Origin of the sequence: Enterobacter sp. kpr-6 (assembly GCF_900116015.1) — a bacterium.
Classification (GTDB): Bacteria; Pseudomonadota; Gammaproteobacteria; order Enterobacterales; family Enterobacteriaceae; genus Enterobacter_D.
On sequence record NZ_FOYH01000002.1, the window covers coordinates 304957 to 325374 of the forward strand.

Below are 20418 nucleotides of genomic sequence, written 5' to 3' on the forward strand. Positions count from 1 at the left end.
GACAAAAACCACAATGTCATGAAGGGGCGGAGTGTAGCAGCTTTTGTGACGTGCCGCATAAATTATCCCTGGAGCGGTTGCCAGCAAAATAATTCACTGGGCTTTACAAGTTCAAAAAACAAGCATATTTTTAATCAATCGATTGATTAATTCTGATAGCCGCTATGAATGCATCCCTGAAAACAACGAAAGGTGAACAGGCGAAAAGCTTGCTGATCCGCGCCGCCCTCGCCCAGTTCGGCGAGTATGGCCTGAATGCCACCACCAGGGACATTGCTGCCCAGGCCGGGCAAAATATCGCCGCCATCCCCTACTATTTCGGCTCAAAAGAGGATTTGTACCTCGCCTGCGCCCAGTCGATTGCCGATTTTATTGGCGAGAACTTCCGCCCGCACGCCGAAGCCGCCGAGCGCCTGTTTAACGAGACGCCGCCGGACAAAGCCGCGATGCGCGCGCTGATCCTGCGCGCCTGCCACAACATGATCCAGTTGCTCACCGAGGACGAAACCCTGCCGCTGAGCAAATTTATTTCCCGCGAACAGCTCTCGCCCACCCGCGCCTACCACCTGATCCATGAGCAGGTGATTGAGCCGCTACATAGCCATTTAACGCGTCTGATCGCGGCCTACACCGGGCGCGACGCGCAAGATACCCGCACCGTTTTGCACACTCATGCCCTGCTTGGGGAGATCCTCGCCTTCCGTCTGGGGCGCGAAACGCTCCTGTTGCGGGCGGGCTGGACCTCGTTTGATGAGGACAAAACGGCGCAAATTTATGACGTTATTTGCTGTCATCTCGATCTCATTCTGGAAGGATTAACGTTGAGGAATCCGGAGTTATGAAAAAACCCGTTGTCATTGCCTTAGTGGTTGCCGGACTGGTCGCGGCCATCGGCCTGGGCACGCTGTGGTATCAAAGTCGCCAGCCGGAACCGCTGACCCTGTACGGGAATGTGGATATTCGCACGGTGAATCTGAGTTTCCGCGTCGGCGGGCGCTTGCAGGCGCTCAAAGTCGATGAGGGCGACGCCCTGAAAGCGGGCCAGACGCTGGGTACGCTCGATCCCGCGCCTTATCAGAACGCGCTGCTTCAGGCGAAGGCCAACGTCTCGACCGCACAGGCGAAATACGATCTCATCACCGAGGGTTACCGCGCGGAGGAGATCGCCCAGGCGCTGGCGGCAGTCAACCAGGCGAAAGCGGCGTATGACTACGCGCAGAACTTCTACCAGCGCCAGCAGGGGCTGTGGAAAACGCGGGTAATTTCCGCCAACGATCTGGAAAACGCCCGCTCCTCCCGTGACCAGGCACAGGCAAGTTTAAAATCGGCGCAGGATAAACTCAGCCAGTTCCGCGCCGGGAATCGCCCGCAGGAGATCGCTCAGGCAAAAGCCAGCCTTGAACAGGCCCAGGCGCAGCTTGCCCAGGCCGAACTGGATCTGCACGACACCACCCTCGTAGCCCCGACTGACGGCACGGTGCTGACCCGCGCCGTGGAGCCGGGCAGTATGCTGAACGCGGGCAGCACGGTACTCACCGTCTCGCTGACCCACCCGGTCTGGGTGCGCGCCTATGTCAGCGAACGCAATCTGGGTGACGCTAAACCGGGACGCGAGATTTTGCTCTATACCGACGGTCGCCCGGATAAGCCGTATCACGGCAAAATTGGTTTCGTCTCGCCGACGGCGGAGTTCACGCCGAAAAGCGTAGAGACGCCGGATCTGCGCACCGATCTGGTCTACCGTCTGCGCATTATCGTTACCGATGCCGACGACGCCCTGCGCCAGGGGATGCCGGTGACCGCCACCTTCGATGCGGGACAGCCGCATGAGTGATTCCGCCATTGTGTTGCGCGGCCTGGTAAAACGCTTCGCCGGGATGGATAAACCCGCCGTGGCGCGGCTGGACTGTGAAATTCAGTCCGGCTATGTCACAGGCCTGGTCGGGCCGGACGGTGCGGGCAAAACCACGCTGATGCGAATGCTGGCGGGGCTGATGAAGCCCGATGAAGGCGAGGCGCAGGTGCTCGGTTTTGATCCCATCCAGGACGACCGCGCCCTGCACGCGGTGCTCGGCTATATGCCGCAAAAATTCGGCCTGTATGAAGATCTGACGGTGATGGAAAACCTCAATCTGTATGCCGATTTGCGCTCGGTGACCGGCGAGGTTCGCCAGCAAACCTTCGCCCGGCTGCTGGAATTTACCGCCCTCGGTCCCTTTACCGGACGGCTGGCGGGCAAGCTCTCCGGCGGCATGAAGCAGAAACTGGGCCTCGCCTGCACGCTGGTGGGCGAGCCGAAAGTGCTGCTGCTTGATGAGCCCGGCGTTGGCGTCGATCCCATTTCCCGCCGCGAACTCTGGCAGATGGTGCACGAACTGGCAGGTGAAGGGATGCTGATTTTGTGGAGCACCTCCTATCTGGACGAAGCCGAACAGTGCCGCGAGGTGCTGCTGATGAACGAGGGCGAGCTGCTTTATCAGGGTGAGCCGAAAGCGCTGACCCAAACCCTCACCGGACGCAGCTTTCTGCTTAAAAGCCGGCAGGAGAACAACCGCCGCCTGTTGCAGCGCACGCTGAAACTCCCCCAGGTGAGCGACGGGATGATTCAGGGCAAATCGGTGCGTCTGATTATCAAAAAAGAGGCCAGCATCGACGATATTCGCGCCGCCTCCGGGATGCCGGAACTTGAGATCGCGGAAACCGCCCCGCGCTTTGAAGATGCGTTTATCGATCTGCTCGGCGGCGCGGGCGCGTCGGAATCACCGCTTGGGGCTATTCTGCACACCGTCAGCGGCAGCAGTGATGAAACCGTGATTGAAGCCCAGGCGTTAACCAAAAAATTCGGTGATTTCGCCGCCACCGACGACGTCAATTTCAGCGTGAAGCGCGGGGAAATTTTCGGCCTGCTGGGGCCCAACGGCGCGGGCAAGTCCACCACCTTTAAAATGATGTGCGGCCTGCTGGTACCGACCTCCGGCAAAGCGCTGGTGCTCGACATGGATCTGAAAGTTAGTTCCGGCAAAGCGCGGCAGCGGCTGGGCTATATGGCGCAAAAATTCTCGCTGTACGGCAATTTGACCGTCGAGCAAAACCTGCGCTTTTTCTCCGGCGTCTATGGCCTGCGCGGGCGGGCGCAAAATGAAAAAATCAGCCGCATGAGTGAGGCGTTCGGCCTGAAAAGCATCAGTTCGCACGCCACGGATTCGCTGCCGCTCGGCTTTAAACAGCGTCTCGCGCTGGCCTGCTCACTGATGCACGAGCCGGACATTCTGTTTCTTGATGAGCCGACCTCCGGCGTCGATCCCCTCACCCGCCGCGAGTTCTGGCTGCACATCAACAGCATGGTGGAAAAAGGCGTAACGGTGATGGTGACCACGCACTTTATGGACGAGGCGGAATATTGCGACCGGATCGGGCTGGTGTATCGCGGCAAGCTGATTGCCAGCGGCACGCCGGACGCGCTCAAAGAGCAGGCCGCCGATGAAGCGTGCGCCGACCCGACCATGGAGCAGGCGTTTATCCGGCTTATCAACGACTGGGATAAGGAGCACACCGATGGCAAATAAACGTCTGAGCGGGCGGCGGGTGCGCGCCCTGTGCGTAAAAGAGACGCGCCAGATTGTGCGCGATCCCAGTAGCTGGCTGATTGCTTTTGTGATCCCCCTGCTGCTGCTGTTTATCTTTGGCTACGGCATCAATCTTGATTCCAGCAAACTGCGGGTCGGCGTACTGGTGGAGCAGCGCAGCGAAGAAGCGCTCGATTTCACCCACGCGCTGACCGGTTCGCCTTATATCGACGCCACGATCAGCGACAGCCGCCCGCAGCTTGTCGAAATGATGCAGGCCGGACGCATTCGCGGGCTGATTGTCATCCCGCCTGATTTTGCCCAGAAGATGACCCGTACCGGCGACGATGCGCCGATCCAGGTGATCACCGACGGCAGCGAACCGAACACCGCCAACTTTGTGCAGGGCTACGCGCAGGGGATCTGGCAGCTATGGCAGGCACAGCGCGCCTCCGATCGCGGCGAGACGTTCGAGCCGCTGATCGACGTGCAGATGCGCTACTGGTTTAACCCCGCCGCCGTCAGCCAGCACTTTATTATTCCCGGTGCGGTAACCATTGTGATGACTGTGATCGGCGCGATCCTGACGTCGCTGGTGGTGGCGCGCGAGTGGGAACGCGGCACTATGGAGGCGCTGCTGTCGACCGAAGTGACCCGGGTGGAATTGCTGCTGTGCAAGCTCATCCCCTATTACTTTCTCGGCATGCTGGCGATGCTGCTCTGTATGCTGGTGTCGGTGTTTGTGCTCGGCGTGCCGTATCGCGGTTCGTTGCTGCTGCTGTTTATTATCACCAGCCTGTTTTTGCTCAGTACGCTGGGGATGGGGCTGCTGATTTCCACGCTGACCCGCAATCAGTTTAACGCCGCGCAGGTGGCACTGAACGCCGCGTTTTTACCGTCGGTGATGCTCTCCGGGTTTATTTTTCAGATCGACAGTATGCCCGCCGCCATTCGTGCGGTGACCTACATTATTCCGGCGCGTTATTTCGTCGGCACCCTGCAAAGCCTGTTTCTGGCCGGGAATATTCCGGCAGTGCTGGTGGTGAATACGCTGTTTCTGGTGGCCTCGGCGGTGATGTTTATCGGCCTGACGTGGATGAAAACCAAGCGGCGACTGGATTAAGGAGCAACCATGTTGTATCGACTCTGGACACTGATTCGTAAAGAGCTGCAATCACTTTTGCGCGAGCCGCAAACACGGGCGATCCTCGTCGTGCCGGTGCTGATTCAGGTGCTGCTGTTTCCGTTTGCCGCCACCCTTGAGGTCACCAATGCCACCATCGCTATTTATAACGAAGATAACGGCAAGCACGCCATTGAACTGACTCAGCGCTTCGCCCGCGCCAAAGCCTTTACCCATGTGCTGATGCTCCACAGCCCGCAGGAGATCCAGCCCACTATCGACACGCAAAAAGCGCTGCTGCTGGTGCGCTTCCCGGCGGACTTTTCGCGCAATCTGGATACTTTTAACCCGGCCCCTATGCAGTTGATCCTCGACGGGCGTAACTCCAACAGCGCGCAAATCGCCGCCAATTACCTGCAGGAGATCGTCAAGGATTACCAGCTTGAACTGCTCACCGACAAGCCCAAACCCAACAACAGCGAACTGGTGGTGCGCAACTGGTATAACCCGAATCTGGATTACAAATGGTTTATTGTGCCGTCGCTGATCGCCATGATCACCACCATCGGGGTGATGATTGTTACTTCACTGTCGGTGGCGCGCGAGCGCGAACAAGGTACGCTCGATCAGCTTTTGGTTTCGCCGCTCGCCACCTGGCAAATTTTTGTCGGTAAAGCGGTGCCCGCGCTGATTGTGGCGACTTTTCAGGCCAGCATCGTGCTGGCGGTGGGGATTTTTGCCTACCAGATCCCGTTTGCCGGATCGCTTACGCTGTTTTATTTCACGATGCTGATTTACGGCCTGTCGCTGGTGGGATTTGGGCTTTTGATCTCCGCCCTGTGCAATACGCAACAGCAGGCGTTTATCGGCGTGTTTGTGTTTATGATGCCGGCGATCCTGCTCTCCGGTTATGTCTCGCCGGTGGAGAACATGCCGGTGTGGTTGCAGAACCTGACGTGGGTAAATCCGATCCGGCATTTCACCGACATTACCAAGCAGATTTATTTGAAGGATGCGAGTCTGGGGATTGTCTGGCACAGCCTGTGGCCGCTACTGGTGATAGCGGCCACCACGGGATCAGCGGCGTATGCGATGTTTCGCCGGAAAATTGCCTGAGGTTTTGTCTTTCATCAGCAGGGAAATAATGGCGGGTCCGGCGAGGATCACTGCGCCCGCCAGCGCCAGCAGCAGGTTATTGTGCAGCACGCGGGAGAGCAGCCAGACCGCAATCATTGCCGCACCGAAATACCAGGTGGTGGTCAGCTCTTCCAGCACATCGCCCGTTTCACGAAAGCGCACGTCATGATGACGCTGTAACGCCAGCATCAGCAGTACCGTGACGCCATAAAGCACGCATAACCCCAGGCCAACGCGTACCAGCGAGCCGTTCATCCAGCTCATCACCAGCACCGCCACGATCAGTAAATGCAGCATTATCTGCCAGCAACTCAGGCCTGTCGCGACACGAATACGTTGTTGCCACTTCATGACTTGTCTCCGGATAGACGATTGTAGGTATTGAGAGTACCGGACTTTACGGAAAAATCCGTAACCCCGCATCTTTTTGTGACAAGGACTACACTTTATTTTCATCAGGATAGTGATGCGGGAAGGAAAAAATGACGCAAAAAACCCGGCAATTCTCGTTAAAAGTGCTCACCATTAACACACACAAGGGCTTCACAGCGTTTAATAAACGCTTCATTTTACCGGAACTTCGCGACGCGGTGCGTACCGTGGGCGCGGATATTGTCTGTTTGCAGGAAGTGCTCGGCGCACACGAAGTGCACCCGCTGCATGTGGAAAACTGGCCCGACACGACACATTACGAATTCCTGGCTGATACCATGTGGAGCGATTTTGCCTACGGGCGCAACGCGGTCTACCCGGAAGGGCACCACGGAAATGCCGTGCTCTCCCGGTATCCCATTGAACATTATGAAAACCGCGATGTGTCGGTTGAAGGCAGTGAAAACCGTGGCCTGCTCTACTGCCGCATTGCGCCGCCCGACCTGGATCATCCGATCCATGTCATCTGCGTGCATCTGGGGCTGCGCGAGGCGCACCGGCAGGCACAGCTCGACATGCTGGCACAGTGGGTGAATGCCCTCCCGGAAGGCGAACCGGTGCTGGTGGCGGGCGATTTTAATGACTGGCGGCAAAAGGCGAATCATCCGCTGAAAACCAAAGCGGGCCTCGATGAGATTTTTACCCGTGCGCATGGCCGTCCGGCGCGCACCTTCCCGGTCAGCATGCCGGTGCTGCGCCTCGACCGTATCTATGTCAAGAATGCCAGTGCCAGCGCGCCCACGGCGCTGCCGCTGCGTAACTGGCGTCATTTGTCCGATCATGCGCCACTCAGTGCGGAGATCCACTTATGAAATGTAGCTGGCGAGAAGGAAACCGAATCCAGCTTCTGGAGAACGGCGACGAATATTACCCGGCGGTCTTTGAGGCCATTGAAAACGCACAGCGCAAGGTCATTCTTGAGACATTTATCTGGTTTGAAGACGAGGTGGGCTGCAAGCTGCATGGGGTGATCCTGCGCGCAGCCCAGCGCGGCGTGGATATTGAAGTGTTGCTCGACGGCTACGGTTCGCCGGATTTAAGCGATGAATTTGTCCACGAACTGACTTCCGCAGGCGTGGTGTTCCGCTATTACGATCCGCGTCCGCTGCTGCTCGGGATGCGCACTAACGTGTTCCGCCGGATGCACCGCAAAATCGTGGTGATCGACAATACCGTGGCGTTTGTCGGCGGCATTAACTATTCCGCCGAGCATATGTCGGACTACGGCCCGGAGGCCAAACAGGATTACGCCGTGCGCGTTGAAGGCCCGGTGGTGGAAGACATTTTGCAGTTTGAGCTGGAAAACCTGCCGCAGAACGCGCAGACCCGCCGCTGGTGGCGTCAGCGCCGCCGTCATCAGGCGGAGGAAAACCGCAAGCCGGGCGAGGCGCAGGCGCTGTTTGTCTGGCGCGATAACGACGATCACCGCGACGACATTGAGCGTCATTATCTGAAGATGCTGGCGAACGCCAAACGTGAAGTGATCATCGCCAACGCCTATTTCTTCCCCGGTTACCGCCTGCTGCATGCGATGCGCAATGCCGCGCGGCGCGGGGTGCGGGTCAAACTGATTGTGCAGGGTGAGCCGGACATGCCGATTGTGAAAGTCGGGGCCGAACTGCTCTACAACTATCTGCTGAAAGGCGGCGTGCAGGTGTATGAATATCGCCGCCGTCCACTGCACGGCAAAGTGGCGCTGATGGACGATCACTGGGCGACCGTCGGTTCCAGTAACCTCGATCCGCTCAGTCTGTCGCTGAATCTGGAAGCTAACCTGATCATCCATGACCGCACCTTTAACCAGACGCTGCGGGAGAATTTGCAGGGAATTATTGCCCAGGACTGTAAACGGGTGGATGAAACCATGGCCCCGAAACGCACCTGGTGGAATCTGGCGAAAAGCGTGGTGGTGTTCCACTTCCTGCGTAAATTCCCGGCGCTGGTGGGCTGGCTGCCTGCTCATACGCCGCGACTGGCACAGGTCGAACCCCCGGTACAGCCGGAGATTGAAACCCAGGATCGGGTTGATCCGCAAAACTCAGGGGCAAAATTCTGATGTCAAAATCTCATCCGCGCTGGCGGCTTGCTAAAAAAATTCTCACCTGGGTGTTTTTCATCGCCATGGCGGTACTGCTGGTAGTCTACGCCCGCACCGTCAACTGGGAAGATGTCTGGAAGGTGATCCGCAACTACAACCGCACGCCGCTGCTGATTGCGCTGGCGCTGGTGGTGGTGAGTTATCTGCTGTATGGCTGTTACGATCTGCTGGCCCGCGCTTACTGCGGGCACAAGCTGGCGGCGCGACAGGTCATGCTGGTGTCGTTTGTCTGTTACGCCTTTAACCTGACGCTCAGTACCTGGGTCGGCGGGATCGGGATGCGCTATCGCCTTTACTCCCGCCTCGGTCTGCCGGGCAGCACCATCACGCGCATTTTCTCACTGAGCATTACCACCAACTGGCTGGGCTATATCTTGCTTGGCGGGATTATTTTCACCTTCGGCGTGGTGCAACTGCCGTCACACTGGTATATCGACGAAGGCACCCTGCGCATCGTCGGCGTGGTACTGCTGGTGATCATCGCCGCCTATATGTGGTTTTGCGCCTTCGCCAAACGCCGTCATATGACGGTGAAAGGGCAAAAGCTGGTGCTGCCGTCGTGGAAGTTTGCGCTGGCGCAGATGGCGATTTCCAGCGCCAACTGGATGGCGATGGGCGCGATTATCTGGCTGCTACTGGGACAGGAAGTAAATTACTTCTTCGTGCTCGGTGTGCTGCTGGTGAGTAGTATCGCGGGGGTGATCGTGCATATCCCGGCGGGGATCGGCGTGCTGGAAGCGGTGTTTATCGCCCTGCTGGCAGGTGAGCATACCACTCAGGGTGCGATTATCGCGGCGCTGCTGGCGTACAGGATGCTGTATTACTTCCTGCCGCTGCTGCTGGCGCTGATTTGCTATCTGTTGCTTGAGGGTCGTGCGAAGAAGTTAAGAGCAAAGAACGAGAAGGCGATGGCGAAGTAGGTACACCCTCACCCTAACCCTCTCCCTTAGGGAGAGGGAACAGATCGAGCGCGGATTTGCCTTTCACCCTCTCCCTCAGATCGAGCGCGGACTCGCTTTTCACCCTCTCCCTCAGGGAGAGGGTTAGGGTGAGGGTAAATAACTACCTCAACGGCGGCTGCCGAAAATCCGCAGCAGCATCAGGAACAGGTTGATAAAGTCCAGATACAGCGTCAGCGCGCCGAGGATGGCGTATTTACGCAGGTTGCCGCTGTCGCGTACGTCAATCTGCTCACCGATGTTTTTCAGCTTCTGCGTGTCATAGGCTGTAAGGCCGACAAACACAATCACCCCGATATAGGTCACGGCCCACATCAGCGCTTCGCTTTGCAGCCAGAAGTTGACCAGCGACGCCAGAACAATACCAATCAGCCCCATAAACAGCATATTGCCGAAGCCGCTCAGATCGCGTTTGGTGGTGTAACCGTACAGGCTCATCGCGCCAAACATGCCGCCGGTAACGACAAACGTGCTGGCGATAGACGAGTAGGTGTAGACCACAAAAATACTGGCGAGCGTAAGCCCGGTCAGCGCTGAATAGAGCATAAACAGCGTGGTCGCCATGCCCGCGCTCAGGCGCTGTACCATGCCGGAGAGCACGAACACCAGCGCCAGTTGCGCGATGATAAGCCCGAAGAAGGTGATTTTGCTGGAGAAGACGAACATCATGACCGCCGGGGTATTCGCCGCGTACCAGGCGATAAACGCCGTCAGCAATAACCCGCAGGTCATCCAGCCATACACCTGCGCCATGTAGGTTTGCAGCCCGCTGCGCGCCTGAACAATTGAATCGGATCGTGGGAATCGGTCCATGATTAACTCCTGATTAAGTGAACACAGTTAAAAGGTTAACACATCCACAGCAAACAGCTTACCAGCGCTTTGCCGCCTGCTGGTCGCTGTCCCGTGCTTCCACCCAACGCTCGCCGTCCGGCGTGGCTTCACGCTTCCAGAACGGCGCGCGGGTTTTCAGATAATCCATAATAAACTGCCCGGCTTCAAACGCACTGCTGCGATGGGCGCTGGTGACGCCAACGAACACGATCTCATCGCCAGGCCAGAGTTCACCCGTGCGGTGGATCACCGTCACACGTCCGAGCGGCCAGCGGGCACGGGCATCCACCACGATATCCGCCAGCGATTTTTCGGTCATCCCCGGATAGTGTTCCAGCGTCAGCGCTTTCACGCTGTCGCCTAAATTATGATTACGGACTTTTCCGGTGAAGGTCACCACCGCGCCGTCTTCGTCGCGCTCTGCCAGCCAGGGGTATTCGTCGCCAACGGAGAATGGCGCGGGGCCGACGCAGATTTTCGTTTCACTCATTTCAGCCTCCGGTCACCGGCGGGAAAAAGGCCACTTCGTCACCGTCGTTGAGGGCGGTGTCAAAAGGCACCAGCGTCTGATTGACCGCTGCCAGCAGTTTGCCGTCTTCCAGCGCCAGCGCCCAGCGCTCGCCCCGCGCAGCCAGCGCCTGGCGCAGTGCCGCGACCGTGGCAAAATCATCGTCAAGCGTCAGGCTGTCGCAGTTCACCAGCTCGCGTACCTGAGCAAAAAACAGCACCTTAATCATCGCTATCCACCCTGAAATCGCCGGATTTGCCGCCGCTTTTCGCCAGCAGGCGAACCGGGCCAATTATCATGTCTTTTTGTACCGCTTTGCACATGTCATAGATGGTCAGCGCCGCCACGGACGCCGCCGTCAGCGCTTCCATCTCCACCCCGGTTTTACCGGTTAAGCGACAGACAGACTCAATGCGCACGCGGTGTGCTTCAGGCTCGGCCTGCAGGTGCACTTCGACTTTGCTCAGCATCAGCGGGTGGCACAGCGGGATCAAATCCCAGGTCCGTTTGGCCGCCTGAATACCGGCGATGCGCGCGGTGGCGAAGACGTCGCCTTTATGGTGGCTGCCGTCGATGATCATTTGCAGGGTTTCCGGGCGCATGGTGACGAAGGCTTCAGCGCGGGCTTCGCGCACGGTTTCGGCTTTGGCGGAGACGTCCACCATATGCGCTTCGCCCGCGGCGTTAATGTGGGTCAACTGGGACATAACTTATTTCTTTAAATGAGGGTGAAAATTACACGGGCGGGTGCGCGCGTCGAGCTGCGGGGCAATAATGTTTTCCCACGCGGTGCGGCAGGCTTTGGTCGAGCCGGGCATGGCGAAAATCAGGGTATTGTTGGCGATGCCCGCCACCGCGCGGGACTGCAACGTGGCGGTGCCGATCTCTTCAAATGAGAGCATCCGGAACACTTCGCCAAACCCTTCCACTTCACGGTCAAACAGCGGCAGCAGCGCTTCGGGAGCCTGATCGCCCTCGGTCAGCCCGGTACCGCCGGTGATCAGCACCACCTGCACGTCATCGCTGGCGATCCACGCCGACACCTGCGCGCGAATGGCGTAGCGGTTCTCTTTGACGATCGCTTTATCAATGATTTGATGGCCGGCGTCATGGGCGGCCTCGCGCAGATAATGCCCGGAGGTGTCGTCTTCTTCGGTGCGGCGGCTGGTGACGGTCAAAATGGCGATGCGCGTCGGGATAAAATCGCTGTTTACCTGGCTCATGAGAAATCTCCTTATTCGGATTAACCGCCGATGTACGACAGGTTTTGCGTGATACCGGTGTGGCCCTGATGCAAAAAGTGGGTCTGCTTTTTGTGGGTCAGCGCTTCCATCAGCCGCGCTTCCAGTTCGCTCTGCTGGGCGTCGTCCGCCAGCAAATCGCGCAGATCGACTCCGCCATCGCCAAACAGACACAGATGCAGTTTGCCGACCGACGACACGCGCAGGCGGTTACAGGTGGCGCAGAAATCTTTTTCATACGGCATGATGAGGCCGATTTCACCCGCGTAATCGGGGTGGCAGAAAACCTGGGCCGGGCCGTCGCTGCGGTGACGTATTTTTGAGATCCAGCCCCGACGCAGCAGTTCATCACGCAGCACCATCCCGGACAGGTGATGTTTGCGGAACAGGTCGCTGCCCTCGCCCGTCTCCATCAGCTCAATAAAGCGTAGCTGGATCGGACGCGGCTGGATCCACGCGAGGAAGGTATCGAGCTGGTTATGATTAACGTCGCGCATCAGCACGGTGTTGACTTTGACTTTTTCAAAGCCCGCCGCAAACGCCGCATCGATGCCGTCCATCACCTGGCGGAATTTATCCTGCCCGGTAATGGCGTGAAACTGGCGGGCGTCGAGGCTGTCGACGCTGACGTTGATGGCGGTCAGCCCGGCGTCGCGCCAGCGTTCCACATCGCGCGCCAGCCGGTAGCCATTGGTGGTGACGGCGATCTGGCGGATGGCAGGATTTTCGCGCACGCTCGCGATGATCTCAGTGAAATCGCGGCGCAACGAGGGTTCGCCCCCGGTCAGACGCACTTTTTCGGTGCCCATTGCGGCAAAGGCGCGGGTGACGCGACGAATTTCATCGACGCCTAGAAAACTTTTGTTGGTGACGCCGCCCGGCTTGTAGCCATCGGGCAGGCAGTAGGTGCAACGGAAATTGCACACATCGGTAATCGACAGACGCAAGTAGTAAAACTTACGCGCGAATGCATCGGTAAGTTGTGAGGCCATGTACACCTTTCCAAATACGGGAGGTGCAGTCATTTCTTCCTGCACCCTGGTGGCGGTTTGCCACGGCCAAAGCACCATATCATCAGACTTAGGGGCAGAGGCTAGAGTGTGTTTAAAGCGAGTCCACGCGATAGTAGCGCGATAAAGTCAGTTTCGCCAGGCTTGGATATCGCTATATAATTAGATACATAGCGACATGTTCGTGCATTTTCATTACAGACTACGCGATAATCACGATCTTGCATTGATATACGTCATTTTCATCCCTGGGCGGCATCGTCATTAAGGGGTAGACAGGCTAACGTTGTGGGATTTTCCCGATATAAGGATAGGCTATGCGCAATCGCACTTTTGCGGATCTCGACAGGGTTGTTGCCCTTGGCGGCGGGCACGGGCTTGGGCGCGTGATGTCCTCACTCTCTTCGCTCGGCTCGCGTCTGACCGGCATTGTGACCACCACCGATAATGGCGGCTCCACCGGGCGCATTCGTCGCTCCGAAGGGGGCATCGCCTGGGGTGATATGCGCAATTGTTTAAACCAGCTTATTACCGAGCCGAGCGTCGCCTCGGCCATGTTCGAATACCGCTTTAGCGGGAACGGTGAACTGGCCGGGCATAATCTCGGCAATTTGATGTTAAAAGCGCTGGATCATCTGAGCGTGCGCCCGCTGGAGGCGACCAATCTGATCCGCAATCTGCTGAAGGTTGACGCCTTTCTGATCCCGATGTCCGAGCAGCCGCTGGATTTAATGGCGACGGACAGCGAAGGCCATGCGGTGTATGGCGAAGTGAATATCGATCAGCTCACCGCCCCGGTGCAGGAGCTGATGCTGTTTCCGAAAGCCCACGCCACCCGCGAGGCGATCGAGGCGATTGGCGAAGCTGATTTGATTCTGATTGGACCGGGGAGTTTTTACACCAGCCTGATGCCGCTGCTGCTGCTGGAGGATCTGGCTCAGGCGCTGCGCCGCACCCCCGCGCCGGTGGTGTACATCGATAATCTGGGTAAAGAGTTGAGCGCTGCCGCAGCCAGCATGCACCTCAACGATAAATTTGCCCTGATGGAGCAGTACGTCGGCAAGCGCATTATTGACGCCGTGGTGGTTGGCCCTAACGCGGATGTGGCGGCTGTGACCGACCGGGTGGTGATTCAGGATGTGCTGGAGGCGAGCGATGTTCCCTACCGCCACGACCGCCGCCTGCTGCGCGCGGCACTTGAGCGCGCGATTCAGAGTCTGGGGTAGGTTTTTCACTCTTATTTTCACCCTCACCCCGGCCCTCTCCCTGAGGGAGAGGGGGAAAGGCAAGTCCGCACTCGATCTGCCCCTCTCCCTCAGGACGAAGGGGGAAGGCAAGCCCGTGCTCGATCTGTCCCCTCTCCCTCAGGGAGAGGGTTAGGGTGAGGGTGAGAGTAAAATTATTAACATCTTAAGGTTGTCTTAACCCTCCTCTGTGAACATACCCGCATATTCTCACCAGGATCTCCGCTATGCGTATGTTCACGTTTCGTCGGCCAGTCATGAGCCGCGTGCCGTACCTGATTGCCTTTTCACTCTATATTGCGCTCTTTCTTAACCTCATATTTTACCGGCAGGCTTATGCCCTGCTGCCGGTAAATTCACTGTGGACGCTGGCGGTGTTTCTCTCGATGCCGGTGGTGGCATTTTGCGTAATGAATATTCTCATCACCCTCGCCTCTTTCGTGTGGCTTGAGCGGGTGCTGATTAGCCTGTTTATTTTACTCGGTGCCACCACGCAATATTTTATCTGGACCTATGGCGTCATTATTGATCGCTCAATGATTGCGAATACGCTGGACACGACGCCTGCGGAAAGTTTTGCGCTGATGACGCCGCAGTTATTACTGGTTATTGGCCTTAGCGGGCTGTTCATGGTTGCCGCTGCCTGGGGAATTAAATTTAAAAAAAGCCCGTCGCGCTGGCGCACGCTGGCAATGAAAGGCATCAGCCTGTTTGTCTCGGTCGCGCTGTTACTGTTAATCGCTCTCTGTTTTTATAAAGATTACGCCGCGCTGTTTCGTAATAATAAAGAGCTGGTGAAATCGCTCAGCCCGTCGAACAGCATTAGTGCGGTCTGGTCTTATTATGTGCATCACAAGATGGATAACCTGCCGCTGGTGCGCTTTGGCGAGGACGCAAAACGCGATCCCGCGATGCACCCGGCTGGCAGCAAGCACCTGACAATCCTGGTGGTGGGTGAAACCTCGCGGGGGGAAAACTTCTCCTTATCCGGCTATTCCCGTAAAACCAATCCCCGGCTGGAAAAAGATAACGTGGTCTATTTCCCGCACACCACTTCCTGCGGCACCGCCACGGCGATTTCTGTGCCCTGTATGTTTTCCGGGATGCCACGAAAAAATTACGATGAGCAACTGGCTCATCACCGTGAAGGGCTACTGGATATTGTGCAGCGTGCCGGTATTCAGGTGTTATGGAATGAGAATGACGGCGGCTGCAAAGGTGCCTGCGACCGTGTTCCCCATCAGGATATGACTAAGCTGAATCTTAAGGACTATTGCATTGAAGGCGAATGCCACGACGAAATATTGTTCCACGATATTCAGAAATATATTGATACGCTGCACGGCGACGGGCTGATCGTATTACATACCATCGGCAGTCATGGCCCGACCTATTATCATCGCTATCCGCCACAGTTTCGCCAGTTTGTTCCCACTTGCGATACAAACGCTATTCAGACCTGCTCGCAGGAGCAACTGATCAATACCTATGATAATACGTTGCTGTATGTCGATTATATTGTGGATAAGGCCATCAAGTTATTAGCGTCGCAGCCCGATAATGTGACAACCAGTTTGCTGTATCTCTCCGATCATGGAGAATCATTAGGGGAAAATGGGGTTTATTTGCATGGCCTGCCGTATGCCATCGCCCCGGATGCGCAAAAACATGTGCCGCTGCTGATCTGGCTCTCCCCGCAGTACCAGAAGCAGCACGCGGTGAATTACACCTGTCTGCAAAAACGCGCGCAAACTGAGGCGTTTTCGCAGGATAATCTGTTCCCGACGATGCTGGGTATACTGGGCGTACAAACTCAGGAGTACCACCGCGCCGACGATATCCTCGCCCCCTGTAAGGAGTGACTGCATGAAAATCTTAGTCGTTGAAGACGATACGCTGTTGTTACAGGGCTTGCTGCTGGCCTTACAGTCGGAAGGTTACGCCTGCGATGGTGTCTCTACCGCGCGCGATGCAGAACTGAGTCTCACCAGCGGGCATTACAGCCTGGTGGTGCTGGATCTGGGGCTGCCGGACGAAGATGGGGTGCGTTTTTTACAGCGGTTGCGCCGCGATAAGTTTACCCAGCCGGTGTTAATTCTCACCGCCCGCGATACGCTCGAAGATCGCATCGGCGGGCTTGACGCAGGCGCGGATGACTATCTGATCAAGCCTTTCGCGCTGGAAGAGTTGAATGCCCGCATCCGCGCCCTGCTTCGCCGCCATCATAATCAGGGTGACAGTCAACTGGCGGTGGGCGATCTGCTGCTTAACGTCAATAACCGCCAGGTCTGGCGGGCAGGCCAGCCGCTTGAGCTGACGCCAAAAGAGTACGCGTTGCTGTCACGTCTGATGCTGAAAGCGGGCAGCCCGGTGCACCGCGAGATTTTGTACAACGATATTTATAGCTGGGACAACGAACCGGCCACCAATACCCTGGAAGTGCACATCCACAATCTGCGCGACAAAATTGGCAAAGATCGCATCCGCACCGTGCGTGGTTTTGGCTATCAACTGGTAACGGCAACGGATAACGCCCAATGAACTTCAGCCTGTTTTCCCGCCGCTGGACGCTACGCCGCCGCCTGCTGCTGACCATCGGGGCGATCCTGGTGGTGTGCCAGTTAATCAGCGTGTTCTGGCTATGGCATGAGAGCAAAGAGCAAATTCAGTTGCTGGTGGAAAGCGCCATCCACAAGCACAACAACCACAAGCACATTGAGCATGAAGTCCACGAAGCGGTCGCCAGCCTGCTGGTGCCGAGTCTTGTGATCGTGGGTTTCGCACTGCTGCTCTGTTTGCAGGCGGTAAAGCTGATCACCCGCCCGCTTGAGGATTTACAGCACGAGCTGGACATGCGCACGCCGGATAACCTCCAGCCTATTACGCTGAACAACCCTGTGGCTGAAGTGGAAGCGGTGACCTCGGCCATCAATCAACTGGTGGCGCGACTGACGCTGACGCTCGATCGGGAGAGGCTGTTTACCGCGGATGTCGCCCATGAACTGCGCACCCCGCTGGCGGGTCTGCGTCTGCATCTTGAATTGCTGGAGAAGAGTCACGGCATCAACGTCAGCCATCTGATTTTGCGCATCGATCAGATGACGGAAAACGTCTCGCAACTGCTGCAACTGGCGCGGGTGGCCCAGTCCTTTTCGGCTGGCAGCTACCAGCAGGTGATGCTGATCCGCGATGTGATTTTGCCGTTGCAGGATGAACTTCAGACGATGCTCGACGCGCGCCAGCAGGTGCTGGAAATTTGCATGCAGGGAGAAGATGTTGCCGTGCGTGGTGATGCTCCGCAGTTGCGCGTGCTATTGCGTAATCTTACCGAAAACGCCCATCGCTACAGCCCGGAAGGCTCCACCATTCGCCTGTGTATCGAGAACACGCCCGCGCCCGTGCTGGCGGTGGAAGATGAGGGGCCTGGGGTGGATGAAGCCAAAAGTCATGAGCTAAGTAAAGCCTTTGTGCGGATGGACAGCCGCTACGGGGGCATGGGACTGGGGCTGAGCATTGTCAGCCGTATCACGCAGTTGCACGACGGCGAGCTGTATTTGCATAACCGCAGCCCGCAGCCGGGGCTGAAAGCCTGGGTGCGCTTTCCGCAACAGGATGATGTTACTAAGCGTTAAACCAGACCTGCAAAAAGCTGGCGATGATCAGTACGCTGACGCTAACCGCCAGCCACTGGGCCGATGTCATTCTTTGCATAACACTCTCCTCGGTTGATGAGGAGAGTGTGCACGATGAAGATTAAGGAAAGATTAAGTGTGCAATTATCTGGCTTCGCGTGAATTCAGTGGCGAGCGACATATTCACACGGCGCATCTTTTTGGCGGGGTATTTCTGGTCCTGAATCCCCTCACCCTACCCCTCTCCCCAGGGGAGAAGGAACCCATCGGGCGCGGAATTGAATAGTGTGCACGGCCACGCCTTTCCACCTCTTCCCTGAGGAGAGGGTACCTCAGGCACCATGCCACCTTTCACCCTCACCCTAACCCTCTCCCTGAGGGAGAGGGGACAGCCCAGGCGCGGACCCGTCTTTCCCCCTCTCCCCTGGGGAGAGGGTCGGGGTGAGGGGTAATCTACGATGCGGCAATAAACAGCTCGCGCAACTGGTGAAGCTGGTCGCGCACGGCGGCTGCTTCTTCGAACTCCAGGTTTTGCGCATGCTGCATCATTTGCGCTTCCAGTTCGTGAATTTTCTGCTGCATCGCTTTCGGCGTCATCAAGCGTTCCAGGCTCTCTTCCACCACCGGCGACCGTGATTTACCGCGTCCTTTGGCTTTGGTTTTGGCGATGTTTTCACCCAGCGCCAGAATATCGACCACTTTCTTGTTCAGGCCCTGCGGCGTGATGCCGTGTTCTTCGTTGTACCGCTGCTGCTTCTCACGACGACGCTCGGTTTCGCTGATCGCTTTCGCCATCGACGCGGTGATTTTGTCGCCGTAAAGAATCGCCTTACCGTTCACGTTACGCGCCGCACGACCAATGGTCTGGATCAGCGAGCGTTCGGAACGCAGGAAGCCCTCTTTGTCGGCATCAAGAATGGCGACCAGCGAGACTTCCGGCATATCCAGCCCTTCTCGCAGCAAGTTGATCCCCACCAGCACGTCGAACTCACCGAGGCGCAGGTCGCGGATGATCTCCATACGCTCGACAGTATCAATGTCTGAGTGCAGGTAGCGCACCTTCTCGCCGTGCTCTTCCAGATACTCGGTCAAATCCTCCGCCATGCGTTTGGTCAGCGTAGTGACCAGCACACGCTCGTTAATGAGCACGCGCTTGCGGATCTCAGAGAGTAAATCGTCCACCTGCGTCCCCACCGGGCGCACTTCGATAATGGGGTCCAGCAGGCCGGTCGGACGCACTAATTGATCGACAATCTCGTCGCCGGATTTTTCCAGTTCGTAGTTACCTGGCGTGGCGGAAACATAAATAGTTTGCGGCGCGAGCGCTTCAAATTCTTCAAACTTCATCGGGCGGTTATCGAGCGCGGAAGGCAGGCGGAAGCCATATTCCACCAGCGTCTCTTTACGCGCGCGGTCGCCACGGTACATGCCGCCGATTTGCGGAATGGTGACGTGGGATTCATCCACCACCAGCAGACCGTCAGCGGGCAAATAGTCGAACAGCGTCGGTGGCGCTTCGCCTGGGCCGCGCCCGGAGAGGTAGCGCGAATAGTTTTCCACGCCTGAGCAGTAGCCCAGCTCGTTCATCATTTCGAGATCGAACTGAGTGCGCTGGGTCAGACGCTGCTCTTCCAGTAGCTTATTGTTCTCCAGCAGCGTTTTGCGGCGGTCAGCGAGATCCACTTTGATCTCTTCCATCGCCTGCAAAATGCGCTCGCGCGGGGTCACGTAGTGGGTTTTCGGGTAGACCGTAAAACGCTGAATGACCGTCTCGACCTGCCCGGTCAGCGGATCAAACAGCGACAGCCGCTCCACTTCTTCATCAAAGAGTTCCACGCGCAGCGCGATGTCGTCCGATTCGGCCGGGAAGATGTCGATCACCTCGCCGCGCACGCGGAACGTCCCGCGCTGGAAGACCTGATCGTTACGCGCATATTGCAGCTCTGCCAGGCGACGCACGATGGCGCGTTGATCGATGATCATCCCCACGGTCAGGTGGAGCATCATTTTCAGGTAGAGGTCAGGATCGCCCAGACCATAAATCGCCGACACAGAAGCCACCACGATCACATCGCGGCGCTCCAGCAGCGCTTTGGTAGCCGACAGACGCATCTGTTCGATGTGCTCATTCACCGAGGAATCTTTTTCGATAAAGGTGTCTGAGCTGGGCACGTAGGCTTCCGGCTGATAATAGTCGTAGTAGGACACAAAATATTCGACGGCGTTATCCGGGAAGAACTCTTTCATCTCGCCGTAAAGCTGCGCCGCCAGCGTTTTGTTGGGAGCCAGCACCATCGTCGGGCGCTGAAGATCGGCAATCACGTTCGCCACGGTAAACGTCTTACCTGAACCGGTAACGCCCAGCAGGGTTTGATGCGCCAGCCCGTCCTCCAGCCCTTCTTTCAGGCGGCGGATGGCCTCAGGCTGATCGCCAGAGGGACGAAATGCGGAATTCAGTTTGAACGGTTTACTCATGAACGGCTACCTGATGAAGGAATGAGCGGGCAGGTGAGTAATTTTACTCCCTGCTGCCATTTTTGCCAGTAAAAAATACTGGATGAAAAAACAGTAATGCGCCATTGTATTTATGATACGACCCGATCTTTCACTATCAGGTCGCGGTTCGTTTGCGCG

Annotated in this window: 20 protein-coding genes and 1 riboswitch; of the genes, 12 read left to right on the forward strand and 8 right to left on the reverse strand. The window is 57.2% G+C overall.

Features of this window, described 5'->3' with window-relative positions; genetic code table 11:
- Positions 1-164: 164 nt before the first annotated feature.
- From cecR to BM373_RS06160, 5 genes are read left to right on the forward strand one after another with little or no spacing between them, the layout of a single operon-like run.
- Entirely contained in the window at positions 165-842 is a 678-nt protein-coding gene (cecR, locus tag BM373_RS06140) for a transcriptional regulator CecR (protein WP_090460540.1), read from the forward strand.
- Positions 839-1834, forward strand: coding sequence for a secretion protein HlyD (gene hlyD, locus BM373_RS06145; protein WP_090460542.1), 996 nt, complete (start codon positions 839-841; stop codon positions 1832-1834). The genes cecR and hlyD overlap by 4 nt, the downstream gene beginning before the upstream one ends.
- Positions 1827-3566, forward strand: coding sequence for an ATP-binding cassette domain-containing protein (locus BM373_RS06150; RefSeq protein WP_090460544.1), 1740 nt, complete (start codon positions 1827-1829; stop codon positions 3564-3566). The genes hlyD and BM373_RS06150 overlap by 8 nt, the downstream gene beginning before the upstream one ends.
- Entirely contained in the window at positions 3556-4689 is a 1134-nt protein-coding gene (locus BM373_RS06155; RefSeq protein WP_090460546.1) for an ABC transporter permease, read from the forward strand. The genes BM373_RS06150 and BM373_RS06155 overlap by 11 nt, the downstream gene beginning before the upstream one ends.
- A 9-nt stretch (positions 4690-4698) precedes the next feature.
- The gene (locus tag BM373_RS06160; RefSeq protein WP_090460548.1) at positions 4699-5805 is read left to right on the forward strand and encodes an ABC transporter permease; all 1107 of its coding nucleotides are present in this window, start codon (positions 4699-4701) and stop codon (positions 5803-5805) included.
- Here BM373_RS06160 and BM373_RS06165 read toward each other — a convergent pair.
- Positions 5767-6177 (reverse strand): YbhQ family protein, encoded by a 411-nt coding sequence (locus BM373_RS06165; protein WP_090460550.1) that lies wholly within the window; start codon positions 6175-6177, stop codon positions 5767-5769. The genes BM373_RS06160 and BM373_RS06165 overlap by 39 nt on opposite strands.
- A gap of 131 nt (positions 6178-6308) precedes the next feature.
- On the opposite strand from BM373_RS06165, the gene BM373_RS06170 reads away from it, so the two are divergent.
- The 3 genes from BM373_RS06170 to BM373_RS06180 are packed head-to-tail and all read left to right on the forward strand — an operon-like array spanning position 6309 to position 9276.
- A complete protein-coding gene (locus tag BM373_RS06170; RefSeq protein WP_090460553.1) occupies positions 6309-7070 on the forward strand; it encodes an endonuclease/exonuclease/phosphatase family protein in 762 nt (253 codons plus the stop codon).
- A complete protein-coding gene (gene clsB, locus BM373_RS06175) occupies positions 7067-8314 on the forward strand; it encodes a cardiolipin synthase ClsB (protein ID WP_090460555.1) in 1248 nt (415 codons plus the stop codon). The genes BM373_RS06170 and clsB overlap by 4 nt, the downstream gene beginning before the upstream one ends.
- A complete protein-coding gene (locus tag BM373_RS06180; RefSeq protein WP_090460557.1) occupies positions 8314-9276 on the forward strand; it encodes a lysylphosphatidylglycerol synthase domain-containing protein in 963 nt (320 codons plus the stop codon). Before clsB ends, BM373_RS06180 begins: the two co-directional genes overlap by 1 nt.
- A 147-nt stretch (positions 9277-9423) precedes the next feature.
- On the opposite strand, the gene BM373_RS06185 is transcribed toward BM373_RS06180, so the two are convergent.
- The 6 genes from BM373_RS06185 to moaA all read right to left on the reverse strand — a co-directional run bounded on the left by BM373_RS06185 (position 9424) and on the right by moaA (position 12890).
- Positions 9424-10128, reverse strand: a complete 705-nt coding sequence (locus tag BM373_RS06185) for a Bax inhibitor-1/YccA family protein (protein WP_090460559.1) — start codon at positions 10126-10128, stop codon at positions 9424-9426.
- 58 nt (positions 10129-10186) lie between these two features.
- Positions 10187-10639 carry a molybdopterin synthase catalytic subunit MoaE gene (moaE, locus tag BM373_RS06190; protein ID WP_090460561.1) on the reverse strand — a complete coding sequence of 151 codons (453 nt, stop codon included), beginning with the start codon at positions 10637-10639 and terminating at the stop codon, positions 10187-10189.
- 1 nt (position 10640) lies between these two features.
- The gene (gene moaD, locus BM373_RS06195; RefSeq protein ID WP_090460563.1) at positions 10641-10886 is read right to left on the reverse strand and encodes a molybdopterin synthase sulfur carrier subunit; all 246 of its coding nucleotides are present in this window, start codon (positions 10884-10886) and stop codon (positions 10641-10643) included.
- Positions 10879-11364 carry a cyclic pyranopterin monophosphate synthase MoaC gene (gene moaC, locus BM373_RS06200; protein WP_090460564.1) on the reverse strand — a complete coding sequence of 162 codons (486 nt, stop codon included), beginning with the start codon at positions 11362-11364 and terminating at the stop codon, positions 10879-10881. The genes moaD and moaC overlap by 8 nt, the downstream gene beginning before the upstream one ends.
- Before the next feature lie 3 nt (positions 11365-11367).
- A complete protein-coding gene (gene moaB / locus BM373_RS06205; RefSeq protein ID WP_090460565.1) occupies positions 11368-11880 on the reverse strand; it encodes a molybdenum cofactor biosynthesis protein B in 513 nt (170 codons plus the stop codon).
- A gap of 20 nt (positions 11881-11900) precedes the next feature.
- On the reverse strand, positions 11901-12890 hold the full coding sequence (gene moaA, locus BM373_RS06210) for a GTP 3',8-cyclase MoaA (protein ID WP_090460566.1): 990 nt from the start codon (positions 12888-12890) through the stop codon (positions 11901-11903).
- Positions 12878-13011, reverse strand: a riboswitch (molybdenum cofactor riboswitch). It overlaps the preceding gene by 13 nt.
- Positions 13012-13225: 214 nt before the next feature.
- Here moaA and yvcK point away from each other — a divergent pair.
- From yvcK to pmrB, 4 genes are all read left to right on the forward strand, one after another.
- The gene (yvcK, locus tag BM373_RS06215; protein WP_090460567.1) at positions 13226-14134 is read left to right on the forward strand and encodes a uridine diphosphate-N-acetylglucosamine-binding protein YvcK; all 909 of its coding nucleotides are present in this window, start codon (positions 13226-13228) and stop codon (positions 14132-14134) included.
- Between the two features lie 245 nt (positions 14135-14379).
- On the forward strand, positions 14380-16014 hold the full coding sequence (eptA, locus tag BM373_RS06220) for a phosphoethanolamine transferase EptA (protein ID WP_090460568.1): 1635 nt from the start codon (positions 14380-14382) through the stop codon (positions 16012-16014).
- A 4-nt stretch (positions 16015-16018) separates the two neighbouring features.
- Positions 16019-16693 carry a two-component system response regulator PmrA gene (pmrA, locus tag BM373_RS06225; RefSeq protein WP_090460569.1) on the forward strand — a complete coding sequence of 225 codons (675 nt, stop codon included), beginning with the start codon at positions 16019-16021 and terminating at the stop codon, positions 16691-16693.
- The gene (pmrB, locus tag BM373_RS06230; RefSeq protein ID WP_090460570.1) at positions 16690-17784 is read left to right on the forward strand and encodes a two-component system sensor histidine kinase PmrB; all 1095 of its coding nucleotides are present in this window, start codon (positions 16690-16692) and stop codon (positions 17782-17784) included. The genes pmrA and pmrB overlap by 4 nt, the downstream gene beginning before the upstream one ends.
- Positions 17785-18237: 453 nt before the next feature.
- On the opposite strand, the gene uvrB is transcribed toward pmrB, so the two are convergent.
- Positions 18238-20259, reverse strand: coding sequence for an excinuclease ABC subunit UvrB (uvrB, locus tag BM373_RS06235; RefSeq protein WP_090460571.1), 2022 nt, complete (start codon positions 20257-20259; stop codon positions 18238-18240).
- Between the last annotated feature and the right edge of the window lie 159 nt (positions 20260-20418).

Excerpts from the sequence above, each read along its gene's own strand:
- cecR (WP_090460540.1), top strand. The coding sequence starts at position 165 with ATGAATGCATCCCTGAAAACAACGAAAGGTGAACAGGCGAAAAGCTTG.
- hlyD (WP_090460542.1), top strand. The coding sequence starts at position 839 with ATGAAAAAACCCGTTGTCATTGCCTTAGTGGTTGCCGGACTGGTCGCG.
- BM373_RS06150 (WP_090460544.1), top strand. The coding sequence starts at position 1,827 with ATGAGTGATTCCGCCATTGTGTTGCGCGGCCTGGTAAAACGCTTCGCC.
- BM373_RS06155 (WP_090460546.1), top strand. The coding sequence starts at position 3,556 with ATGGCAAATAAACGTCTGAGCGGGCGGCGGGTGCGCGCCCTGTGCGTA.
- BM373_RS06160 (WP_090460548.1), top strand. The coding sequence starts at position 4,699 with ATGTTGTATCGACTCTGGACACTGATTCGTAAAGAGCTGCAATCACTT.
- BM373_RS06165 (WP_090460550.1), bottom strand. The coding sequence starts at position 6,177 with ATGAAGTGGCAACAACGTATTCGTGTCGCGACAGGCCTGAGTTGCTGG.
- BM373_RS06170 (WP_090460553.1), top strand. The coding sequence starts at position 6,309 with ATGACGCAAAAAACCCGGCAATTCTCGTTAAAAGTGCTCACCATTAAC.
- clsB (WP_090460555.1), top strand. The coding sequence starts at position 7,067 with ATGAAATGTAGCTGGCGAGAAGGAAACCGAATCCAGCTTCTGGAGAAC.
- BM373_RS06180 (WP_090460557.1), top strand. The coding sequence starts at position 8,314 with ATGTCAAAATCTCATCCGCGCTGGCGGCTTGCTAAAAAAATTCTCACC.
- BM373_RS06185 (WP_090460559.1), bottom strand. The coding sequence starts at position 10,128 with ATGGACCGATTCCCACGATCCGATTCAATTGTTCAGGCGCGCAGCGGG.
- moaE (WP_090460561.1), bottom strand. The coding sequence starts at position 10,639 with ATGAGTGAAACGAAAATCTGCGTCGGCCCCGCGCCATTCTCCGTTGGC.
- moaD (WP_090460563.1), bottom strand. The coding sequence starts at position 10,886 with ATGATTAAGGTGCTGTTTTTTGCTCAGGTACGCGAGCTGGTGAACTGC.
- moaC (WP_090460564.1), bottom strand. The coding sequence starts at position 11,364 with ATGTCCCAGTTGACCCACATTAACGCCGCGGGCGAAGCGCATATGGTG.
- moaB (WP_090460565.1), bottom strand. The coding sequence starts at position 11,880 with ATGAGCCAGGTAAACAGCGATTTTATCCCGACGCGCATCGCCATTTTG.
- moaA (WP_090460566.1), bottom strand. The coding sequence starts at position 12,890 with ATGGCCTCACAACTTACCGATGCATTCGCGCGTAAGTTTTACTACTTG.
- yvcK (WP_090460567.1), top strand. The coding sequence starts at position 13,226 with ATGCGCAATCGCACTTTTGCGGATCTCGACAGGGTTGTTGCCCTTGGC.
- eptA (WP_090460568.1), top strand. The coding sequence starts at position 14,380 with ATGCGTATGTTCACGTTTCGTCGGCCAGTCATGAGCCGCGTGCCGTAC.
- pmrA (WP_090460569.1), top strand. The coding sequence starts at position 16,019 with ATGAAAATCTTAGTCGTTGAAGACGATACGCTGTTGTTACAGGGCTTG.
- pmrB (WP_090460570.1), top strand. The coding sequence starts at position 16,690 with ATGAACTTCAGCCTGTTTTCCCGCCGCTGGACGCTACGCCGCCGCCTG.
- uvrB (WP_090460571.1), bottom strand. The coding sequence starts at position 20,259 with ATGAGTAAACCGTTCAAACTGAATTCCGCATTTCGTCCCTCTGGCGAT.